13 protein-coding genes are annotated in these 9225 nt (G+C 38.9%); 6 read left to right on the forward strand and 7 right to left on the reverse strand.

Features of this window, described 5'->3' with window-relative positions; genetic code table 11:
• Positions 1–5 precede the first annotated feature (5 nt).
• The 6 genes from BFP77_RS00615 to BFP77_RS00640 form a co-directional block, all read right to left on the reverse strand.
• Complete coding sequence (locus BFP77_RS00615; protein ID WP_099572149.1) at positions 6–428, reverse strand: nuclear transport factor 2 family protein; 423 nt, start codon at positions 426–428, stop codon at positions 6–8.
• Positions 425–787 carry a DUF1304 domain-containing protein gene (locus BFP77_RS00620; protein ID WP_099572150.1) on the reverse strand — a complete coding sequence of 121 codons (363 nt, stop codon included), beginning with the start codon at positions 785–787 and terminating at the stop codon, positions 425–427. The genes BFP77_RS00615 and BFP77_RS00620 overlap by 4 nt, the downstream gene beginning before the upstream one ends.
• Positions 788–1327, reverse strand: a complete 540-nt coding sequence (locus BFP77_RS00625; protein WP_099572151.1) for a 3-hydroxyanthranilate 3,4-dioxygenase — start codon at positions 1325–1327, stop codon at positions 788–790.
• A 108-nt stretch (positions 1328–1435) separates the two neighbouring features.
• Entirely contained in the window at positions 1436–1945 is a 510-nt protein-coding gene (locus BFP77_RS00630) for a CAP domain-containing protein (RefSeq protein WP_099572152.1), read from the reverse strand.
• Between the two features lie 287 nt (positions 1946–2232).
• Entirely contained in the window at positions 2233–2712 is a 480-nt protein-coding gene (locus BFP77_RS00635; RefSeq protein WP_099572153.1) for a CAP domain-containing protein, read from the reverse strand.
• A 200-nt stretch (positions 2713–2912) separates the two neighbouring features.
• On the reverse strand, positions 2913–3419 hold the full coding sequence (locus BFP77_RS00640; RefSeq protein ID WP_099572154.1) for a CvpA family protein: 507 nt from the start codon (positions 3417–3419) through the stop codon (positions 2913–2915).
• Between the two features lie 80 nt (positions 3420–3499).
• Between BFP77_RS00640 and BFP77_RS00645 the strand changes: the two genes are divergently transcribed.
• The 6 genes from BFP77_RS00645 to BFP77_RS17470 all read left to right on the forward strand — a co-directional run bounded on the left by BFP77_RS00645 (position 3500) and on the right by BFP77_RS17470 (position 8764).
• Entirely contained in the window at positions 3500–3856 is a 357-nt protein-coding gene (locus tag BFP77_RS00645; protein WP_099572155.1) for a hypothetical protein, read from the forward strand.
• Between the two features lie 228 nt (positions 3857–4084).
• Positions 4085–5569, forward strand: coding sequence for a glycerol kinase GlpK (gene glpK, locus BFP77_RS00650; RefSeq protein ID WP_099572156.1), 1485 nt, complete (start codon positions 4085–4087; stop codon positions 5567–5569).
• 62 nt (positions 5570–5631) lie between these two features.
• On the forward strand, positions 5632–7296 hold the full coding sequence (locus BFP77_RS00655) for a glycerol-3-phosphate dehydrogenase/oxidase (protein WP_099572157.1): 1665 nt from the start codon (positions 5632–5634) through the stop codon (positions 7294–7296).
• An 87-nt stretch (positions 7297–7383) separates the two neighbouring features.
• A complete protein-coding gene (locus tag BFP77_RS00660; protein WP_099572158.1) occupies positions 7384–7782 on the forward strand; it encodes a hypothetical protein in 399 nt (132 codons plus the stop codon).
• 110 nt (positions 7783–7892) lie between these two features.
• Entirely contained in the window at positions 7893–8516 is a 624-nt protein-coding gene (locus BFP77_RS00665) for an ImmA/IrrE family metallo-endopeptidase (RefSeq protein ID WP_099572159.1), read from the forward strand.
• Positions 8513–8764 (forward strand): DUF4411 family protein, encoded by a 252-nt coding sequence (locus BFP77_RS17470; protein ID WP_099572160.1) that lies wholly within the window; start codon positions 8513–8515, stop codon positions 8762–8764. Before BFP77_RS00665 ends, BFP77_RS17470 begins: the two co-directional genes overlap by 4 nt.
• Here the strand turns inward: BFP77_RS17470 and BFP77_RS00675 are convergent.
• Positions 8751–9225 (reverse strand): IS982 family transposase (locus BFP77_RS00675; protein WP_143751805.1); only part of this gene is annotated, 475 nt, incomplete at its 5' end. The two genes, BFP77_RS17470 and BFP77_RS00675, sit on opposite strands and share 14 nt — an antisense overlap.

A 9225-nucleotide genomic window follows, 5' to 3' on the forward strand; every position in this document is an offset into this window, starting at 1 on the left:
TATCTTTATTTTTTCTTTTTGAGCACCGTAACTTTTGAGATTTTTTCATTTTGTACCTCGTAAATGAGAACCAGTTCTAGAGGCTCATCATTTCCGTTACGTCCTGTAATACTTTCATGGTCAATTATCTTATTTCCGAATGCGGTACGTGTTATGATTTTGGAATGTAAATTGGGCGATGCTTCAAAAAGCGCAGCGTAAAATTCCTTACAAGCTTGCCCACCTTTCATGGTCTCCACACCTTCTGAAAAATCATGGAAGGTAACTTTAGGGTCAATAACCGACATGAATGCGTTGATATCCCTTTCGTTATAGGCTTCTAATTGCTTTTGAACTACCTGTTCCGGTGTCATTTTTTGGCTCATTAATTTTGATGTTGCACCGACTATGATCAGTATTAAAATTGAGACACTTCGTTGTAGCATCATGAAAGGATGATTAATACTATGGCAACTAGCGCTGGCATTGCTTGTATAAAGAAAATTTTCTTTGAAACACTGAACGCACCATAGATACCTGCTACTACTACACAGCCTAAAAAGAACAAGGATATTTTATCCTTCCAAATGAGGTCTTCAATAAAAAAAGACCATACCAGTCCGGAGGCAAGAAATCCGTTATACAGTCCTTGATTGGTAGCCATAGACTTCGTAGGTTCAAACAGTTCCTTTGGAAAATCCCGAAATATTTTAGGACCTTTGGTCGTCCAAGCAAACATTTCGAACCAAAGAAAATAAAAATGTAAAAGGGCCACTACCGCTATTAAGAGACCACTAACTAATTCCATTTAAACTTCTTTTATAAAACGTTCGTCTACAGGCATTACCGTTGCGCAATTGTCGCAAGTCCTTAATTCTTTGGAACTATAGAAATGTTCAAAATGACTTAGAAAGTCTTTTTCTATATCGTTCAGTGTAAAATAGGCTTCATATAATTTATGGTTACAGTTATCGCAGAACCAAAGCAGTCCATCGTCTACATTCATGTGCACCCTTTTGCGCTCAATAACCAGCCCAATAGAACCTTCATGGCGTACGGGAGAGTGCGGCACTTTTGCAGGGTGCAAATACATATCTCCTGGTCCTAATTGAAACGTTTTCTTTTGATGGTCTTCTTGAATGTGTATCTCTATTTGTCCTTCTAACTGATAAAAAAGCTCTTCCGTTTCGTTGTAGTGGTAGTCTTTTCTTGCATTAGGACCCGCCACGATCATAACGATATAATCACCGGCATCTTTATATAAGTTTTTATTGCCAACCGGGGGTTTTAGAGAATCACGATTCTCCTCAATCCATTTATCTAAATTAAAAGGGGCTTTTATACTCATGGGTTAATTTTAACGAAAGTTAAAAAAACCTTAGGGGCTAACCTAAAACGTAGGCATAAAAAAAGCCCTTGTTTACCAAAGGCTCTTTAATTATTTATGTCGTATATATTACCTGTAGAACATCTGAGTGAAGTACAAATTGCCACTATTATTTTCTTTTATACTTATGGCTGAATGTGTATAGTTACCTTCTAAACTCATCCTATGCGACGGACTATCTACCCAAGCTTCTAAGACCTCTTGCATATCGTCATAATTTCTGGCCACATTCTCAGCAACATGAGAAGCTCCTGTTCTTTTAGCGATACCCTTTGCACGTTCGCCAAATTTAGCATGACTAACGTTGTTTTGGGCTATCATATGGTCATTGTGTTGTCCTGCATAGTAATAAGTGGTGCTCTCAAAAGTCAATTCATTTAATCCAATGCTAACTCTGTAGTTGTTGACTAAGTCAAAAAGTTCTGCTTCCAATGCCGTGTGGCTACCTGAAGAAATTTCTAAATTCTCAGCGTTTAAGCCAGCATTCTTTTCTTCTAATAGAGGTTCTAATTCTTCTTTGGAACAAGAGCTAAAAACACTTAAGGTAATTACAAGTAAAAAGATAAATTTAAATTTCATGACTTGGGGTACATTAATAATGTTATACAGTAAAAGTAACGTGGAAGACAAGGTTCCTGAGAAAATTATCTATATCGGTAAGGAAAAAATCGACGTGCTGTAAAATAAGTGTATTTAGGGCCTAATCGGTGAACGGCCAGGTATTTTTCATCGCTAAAATTGTGTATTTTAAGGAGATTATACCGTTTTGACCACCAAAAAACTCCGGTCGTCGATGATTGAAAAATTGACTAACCGACAACTTGTAGGAAAGTCTCGTTTAGTGGAGTCTTGATGCCAACAGCGTCCTATTTTCTGTAGAATAGTTGCGTAAAATAAAAATTGCCGTTTTGGTCCTTTTTAACGCTTACAGCGGTATGGGTAAAATCACCCTCCATAGTTTTCCTGTGATTGACACTGTTATACCAACCTTCAAAGGCACCCTCAGCGGTATCATAGTTCTTAGCTACGTTTTCTGCAACTAGCTCTACGTCCTCTTCGGAGGCAATGCTAGAGGCTCTTGAGCTGAAGTTATCATGACTTAAACTACCCTTACTGATCATATAATCCGTATGGATGTTGGCGTATTTATACGCTACAGTGCTATATAAGAGCTTATTCATGTCCAAACTAGTTCTGTGGTCATTCACAATTTCCAATATTTCACTTTCCAGTAGAACTATATTGTCGGCCTCAACGATAGGCAACTCCTCCAATGTGTCCGTAGTGCAGGAAGATAGAAACAATACAAATAAAACCGGGACTACGTTAAGCAATCTCATTTTCATATATAGATTTATTTGTAAGCAGGCCGTTCAGCTTAGCGAAGTAGGTATGTAAGATGGGGTAATCCTATTTATTCTCGTATTGATAGGGGATATCAGAGGTACAATGCTAGTTAAAATCACTTAAACTACTGTTTTATCTATTTATTTTTCGACGAAGGGTATCAAAACCAAGAACAACTACTTTTTTTGAGTTTTCAAAATTATACGCTGTGTTCCAAATCGGATTTAGCTTGCAATACGTAATCAAAGACAAAGGCTCCGAGGTTCTTCACAGGTTGGTACAGGGCAGATTCCTTTTTGAGCTCATTATCTACCAAGCCTATGTTTTCATTAATATGGTCAAAGAAAATTAGGAGCGCCCCAAGAATTACGGCCACTTTTAGGGCTCCAAAAAGAGCTCCGGCAATTTTGTTTAAAAGGCCGAGCATGGCAAAATTGGCAATTTTTGTTAAAAATTTACCAGCGGTATGCACGAGTATGACTATTAAAATAAAAGTGATTACAAATGCGGTAATACTGATGTAACGCTCATTCCAATCCATACGCTCAGAAAGATAATCTCCAGTGATATAGGAAAAATGGATGGCTCCATAAATTCCGGCAATCAATGCTATTAAGGAGGCTATCTCCACGAAAAGACCATTTTTTAACCCCTTCCAGAGTCCCCAAAGAAGCAGTAGACCAAGGACGATATCTAAAAAACTCATTTCAAAAAGTGTTTTAACAAATATAGTGCTTTGATTAGTACCTTTGCTCGGCTCCAGTAAATTCAAAATAAGTAGAGACCATGGCCAGAGATGAAGAGTTAAAAAATCGGTGGGAATCCTTAGTCGTTAAGCTTTCAAGTCAATTCGCTGACGGCGATGTCCTAGAGTTAGATGCCATAATTTATTTGGTAGGTGTTCAAGAACTTGGTCAATACCATCGAAAGTATAAGAAAGACGATAAATTGGACCTAATGCATATTGCTATTTGCAGGCTGTTAGAACCCTATGGGTATTACGAATTCGATTTTTTTGACGAGGAAGGATGGCCGCACTATACGGTCAAGGGGGAACTTCCAACATTAAAGGCTGGTGAACAGGCCGTGTTAATGAAACAAGCCATTGTAGAGTACTTCTTGGAAAAAGAGTTCATTCAATAGAATACCAAAAGCCGTATTCTTTTATTCAAAGACCAGTTAAGAAATTACAACCTTAAAACCTCCATTGACGGTCGTGTTTTTGACTGAAAAATCACTTTAACAAAACATTATATGCTACGCCAACGTTTGCGTTAATTTTGGCTTTGTACAACTCGCTAATTCCCTGTATATTTAGTCGTTCAGGTCTATAAAAATCACTGCCCCGAACGTACTAAAATCAAATCACAGATGAGTAAATACATTATTTCATTAGATCAGGGAACAACAAGTTCTAGGGCCTTGCTTGTTGACCAAGACGGGAAGATTCAAGGTATGGTACAAAAGGAATTTAAACAGTTGTTTCCAAAATCCGGGTGGGTAGAACATGACGCCATGGAAATTTTGGAAACCCAATTGGGGGTTCTTCAAGAATTAATTGCAGAAAGTAAGGTTCAGCTGAAGAACATCAAGGGCATAGGAATTACCAATCAAAGGGAAACCACCGTAGTCTGGGACAAAAACACGGGAAAACCGGTTTATAACGCCATTGTTTGGCAAGACAAACGAACTGCTGATATTTGTGAGGGTCTAAAAAAAGAAGGACTTACGGAGTATGTTAGGAAAACAACGGGTCTGGTGATAGACTCTTATTTTTCCGGGACTAAGGTAAAGTGGATCTTAGATCACGTAGAAGGGGCAAGAAGTAAGGCCGAAAAAGGAGATTTATTAATGGGAACCATAGATTCCTGGTTGGTCTGGAACATGTCTACCGACAAAAACCATGTAACGGATTATACCAACGCATCCAGAACCCTTATTTATGATATCGTAAATTTAAAATGGGACGATAAACTTTTAGATGCTTTGGGCATTCCAAAGAGCATGCTTCCGGAAGTAAAACCTTCTGCCTATCATTTTGGTGATTATGAGATTGATGGGATAAAGATTCCAATAGCGGGTATTGCCGGTGATCAACAGGCAGCACTCTTTGGTCAGGGATGTTTTACAAAAGGAACGGCTAAGAACACTTACGGCACAGGATGTTTTATGTTAATGAACACTGGTGATAAGCCACAGTTCTCAAAAAATGGACTTTTAACAACCATAGGTTATGGATTAGATGGAAAGGTAACCTACGCTCTAGAAGGAAGTATTTTCATTGCAGGCGCCGCAATACATTGGTTACGAGACGGTTTAGAACTAATTAAGGACGCCAAGGAAACGGAAGCATTGGCAGACTCGGTGACCGGAGAAAGCTCGGTGTATGTGGTTCCCGCCTTTGCCGGATTAGGAGCTCCCTATTGGGATATGTACGCCCGCGGAGCCATTTTTGGATTAACTAGGGACACCGGAAAAGCACATATCGCTAAAGCCACATTAGAATCATTGGCGTATCAAACCAAGGATATCCTCAAAGCGATGGAGGACGATTCCGGTATTCAATTAGAAAATTTACGGGTAGATGGCGGTGCATGCGCCAACAATCATTTAATGCAGTTTCAAGCCGATATTCTGGATACCGAAGTTCACCGCCCGGAGGTAATAGAATCTACGGCCATGGGTGCCGCATTTTTAGCGGGTATTAAGGTTGGTCTTTGGACCCAATCGGATATAGACCAGAGCAGACCCATGAACAGGATTTTTAAACCCACCTTTGATAGGGTTAAACGTAAAAGACTCTATAAGAACTGGCAGAAAGCTGTGGAGCGCACCAAAGGTTGGGAAGAAAGCTAAGGAAGATACTAGTACGATTAAATAATCACAAAAATTTCCTATTTCAAAAAATATAACAAGCTATGAAAAGTGTTGAATTTTCTAACCTTAAAAGGAACGAAACCATTGCCAAACTTAAGAAGGATAATTTTGACCTTGTAGTCATTGGTGGCGGAATAACAGGCGGTGGTATTGCCTTGGACGCCGCTTCAAGGGGCTTAAAAGTAGCGCTAGTGGAGAAAAATGATTTTGCTTCGGGCACTAGCAGTAAATCCACCAAACTCATCCATGGAGGACTGCGCTATTTAAAGCAATTCGATTTTTGGTTGGTAAAGGAAGTAGGTTCGGAAAGGGCCATAGTTCACAAATTAGCACCGCACTTGGTGCTGCCAGAAAAAATGCTTTTGCCTTTAATAGAAAACGGCTCTTATGGTAAATGGCTCACTTCCATCGGTTTAAAAGTATACGATATTTTAGCCCAGGTGACCGGGGACGACAAAAGAAAAATGCTGGAAAAGAAAGAAGCCCTTAAATTAGAACCTTTGCTTCCCAAAAAAATACTTAAGGGGGCAGGGTATTACGCTGAATACAGAACGGATGATGCCCGTCTCACCATTGAGAACATCAAAACAAGTTTACAGTATGGCGCTACTGCGTTGAACTACGGTTCTGTGACCGACTTCATCTATAAAGATAAAAGGATTGCTGGGGTAACGGTCAAGGATGAACTTTCCCAAGAGACTTTTACAATCAACTCAAAGTATGTCATTAGTGCCGCCGGACCATGGGTAGATGAGTTAAGAAGTGTCAATAATTCCAAAAAAGGAAAACGTTTGCACTTAACCAAAGGCGTTCATCTGGTGTTCCCTAAGGAAAAGCTCCCCGTAAAGCAATCCGTGTACTTTGATATCCCGGATGGTAGAATGATGTTTGCCATTCCTAGGGGAAAGGTAACCTACGTAGGCACTACGGACACCAATTTTAACCTGGACAAAGACAAGGTACGAACAGATTTGGCCGATGCCATTTATTTGCTCTCCGCGGTAAACAATATGTTTCCAAAAATTAATTTGGAGATGGAGGATATCGTTTCCTCTTGGGCGGGCCTTAGACCCTTAATTCATGAAGAGGGCAAGTCTGCCTCGGAACTCTCTCGGAAAGATGAAATTTTTACTTCGGATACGGGTCTTATCAGTATTGCAGGTGGTAAACTTACCGGCTATCGCAAGATGGCAGAACGTGTAGTTGATCGTATCGCCAAAATGCTAGAGGAAGACCATCAAAAAGAGCTTAAACCATGTGCCACGGACACCATCCCCCTATGTGGAAATGAGTTCAAAAAGTTTAAGCACGTAAAGAAATATATTGCCACCATTTTTGACCGTATTAAGGTAGATGGCTTTACGGAACACGATGCTTGGTTCTTGGTCACTAACTATGGGAGGCAGACGGAGAACATTTTAGGGTATTACGAGAAAAGAACGGAAAAGGATAATGTTACAAGAATGATCCTTGCCGAACTCCAATTTGGTATTGCCTATGAAATGGTTCAAGATCCAATGGATTTCTTTATTAGAAGAACAGGTAGGCTCTATTTTGATATTGATAGCGTAAGGCAGTTTATGGAACCAGTGCTTCAAGAACTGCAAACAGCTTATAAAGTAGATCATGCCCAAGTATTGAAATGGAAAGAAACTTTAATGGAAGAACTAAAAGAACATTCGGATTTTTCTATGGAGAGGGTTTGAAGCTAAGAATATTAGCCTTAACTCCTCAAGTAAGACTTAAGATAATTTTTAAGAGTAATCTATAGGGATTTTACTATTTTTGAAACCATGCCTGTTAAAGTAAATCATTACAATCCAGAAATTTTAATTTGGGCGGCCAATAGAGCAAACAATAGCATCGATTCTTTAAGCGAAAAATTTCCCAAGCTTCCACAATGGCTTAATAAAACTTGGTTGCCAACTTTGAAACAGTTGGAAAACTTTGCGAAAAGTGTTTACGTGCCATTTGGTTATTTATTCTTGTCAGAGCCTCCAATAGAAGATTTACCTATTGCTTTTTTTCGTTCAAACAACAATTTGAAAGAAGAACACTCCTTGAATTTATACCAAACTGTCCAACTGGTGAAAGAAAGACAAGATTGGTTAAAAGAATTTTTAGAGGAGATTGATCACGACCCCTTACCTTTTGTCAATAGTTTTTCAATTAATAGTGATATTCACAATTAATTGTCAATAACATTAGGCAAGTCTTAGGATTATCAGTCAATTGGTTTATTGAAATCGACAAAGACGATGTACTTACATTCCTGATTAAGTCAATAGAGGATGCGGGAATAATGACTTCGTTTAGCGGAACAGTAGGAGGTAATACTCACAGACCTATAAGCCGGGAAGAGTTTAGAGGTTTTGCTCTAGTCGATAATTATGCTCCTTTCATTTTTATTAATTCAAATGATGCTAAGGCAGCTCAATTATTTACGCTAATTCACGAATTAGCACATATTTGGCCAGTTGTTAGTTCCGGTACAGATATGTATAATTTGTTGCCAGCGAATAATCCATTGGAAAAGTTATGCGATAGAGTGGCAGCGGAATTTCTAGTACCTGCTTCTATATTTGCAGAACAGTGGAGTACAACGAAGAATTTCAATGTTTTAAGGCGTTTTTTCAAAGTAAGTACTCTTGTACTTGCGAGGAGGGCTTTAGATTTGGAGCTTATTTCTAAATCCGACTACTTAGAACATTATAACCAAGTTATTGGATTTTGGCGCTCTAAGAAAGATGATAGTGAAAATGGCGGCGGTCATTATTATTATACTACTAGGAGAAGAGTCGGAGCGCAATTCGCAAGATATGTAGACAGCGCCGTAAAAAGGGACAAGCTTTTATACAGAGATGCTTATCAACTTATGAATTTAAAAGGTTCTAGTTATAACCGTTTAATGACAGAGTTTTTATGAGTCAAAACCATGATATATTATACCTAATAGACTCAAATATTCTTATACAAGCTCATCGTAAGTATTATCCTTTTGATGTGATACCCGGTTTTTGGAACAAGTTAAGCGAATTGGCCAAGGTTGGAATTATAAAAAGTATTGACAAGGTTAAGTTAGAAGTAATTGATAATTGTCGAGATGGTGATTTACTTAAAGATTGGTGCAAATCTAATTTACCTGATAACCTGAGTTCGATTAAAAAAGGATAAGCTGATTAGTTTTGACAGTTTGATATTTGATACTTGGTTTTTTTGGGAGAAAGCTGTATGCTATAAGCCCTGTGATGATATTGACCAAGAAGTTCCCGAAGCTTCTGTGCCTTGAATGCTCTATTTGGCATATGTTCTTGAGTTGGTCGTTTACCGTTTCAATGACGGAACGTTTTCTCAACAATATCTTGTCGGACATGGTCATCAGGGAGTTCTTCATATTGTTCCTGATCGATGTTATAAGTTGTACTCCGTCGATGAACAGCATCTCCATCAGGCTTTTTCCTATGTAGCCCTTGTCCGCATAGAGCTTTCCATATATCTTGTCCAGAAAACGCTCTTTCTTGAGCGGTTCCCTATCGTCAACGTTCGCCTGGGTTATGGTAAAGTTCAGTATTTCCCCCCTGTCGTTTATGATGATGTGCAGTTTGAAGCCATGGAACCAACCCATGGTGGAGCGC

Origin of the sequence: Maribacter sp. 4U21 (assembly GCF_002742365.1) — a bacterium.
Taxonomy (GTDB): Bacteria; Bacteroidota; Bacteroidia; order Flavobacteriales; family Flavobacteriaceae; genus Maribacter.

Coding starts and splice junctions, on each gene's coding strand:
- BFP77_RS00665 (WP_099572159.1), top strand. CDS start 7,893: ATGACTTCGTTTAGCGGAACAGTAGGAGGTAATACTCACAGACCTATA.
- BFP77_RS00655 (WP_099572157.1), top strand. CDS start 5,632: ATGAAAAGTGTTGAATTTTCTAACCTTAAAAGGAACGAAACCATTGCC.
- BFP77_RS17470 (WP_099572160.1), top strand. CDS start 8,513: ATGAGTCAAAACCATGATATATTATACCTAATAGACTCAAATATTCTT.
- BFP77_RS00630 (WP_099572152.1), bottom strand. CDS start 1,945: ATGAAATTTAAATTTATCTTTTTACTTGTAATTACCTTAAGTGTTTTT.
- BFP77_RS00625 (WP_099572151.1), bottom strand. CDS start 1,327: ATGAGTATAAAAGCCCCTTTTAATTTAGATAAATGGATTGAGGAGAAT.
- BFP77_RS00635 (WP_099572153.1), bottom strand. CDS start 2,712: ATGAAAATGAGATTGCTTAACGTAGTCCCGGTTTTATTTGTATTGTTT.
- BFP77_RS00640 (WP_099572154.1), bottom strand. CDS start 3,419: ATGAGTTTTTTAGATATCGTCCTTGGTCTACTGCTTCTTTGGGGACTC.
- BFP77_RS00660 (WP_099572158.1), top strand. CDS start 7,384: ATGCCTGTTAAAGTAAATCATTACAATCCAGAAATTTTAATTTGGGCG.
- BFP77_RS00620 (WP_099572150.1), bottom strand. CDS start 787: ATGGAATTAGTTAGTGGTCTCTTAATAGCGGTAGTGGCCCTTTTACAT.
- BFP77_RS00615 (WP_099572149.1), bottom strand. CDS start 428: ATGATGCTACAACGAAGTGTCTCAATTTTAATACTGATCATAGTCGGT.
- BFP77_RS00645 (WP_099572155.1), top strand. CDS start 3,500: ATGGCCAGAGATGAAGAGTTAAAAAATCGGTGGGAATCCTTAGTCGTT.
- glpK (WP_099572156.1), top strand. CDS start 4,085: ATGAGTAAATACATTATTTCATTAGATCAGGGAACAACAAGTTCTAGG.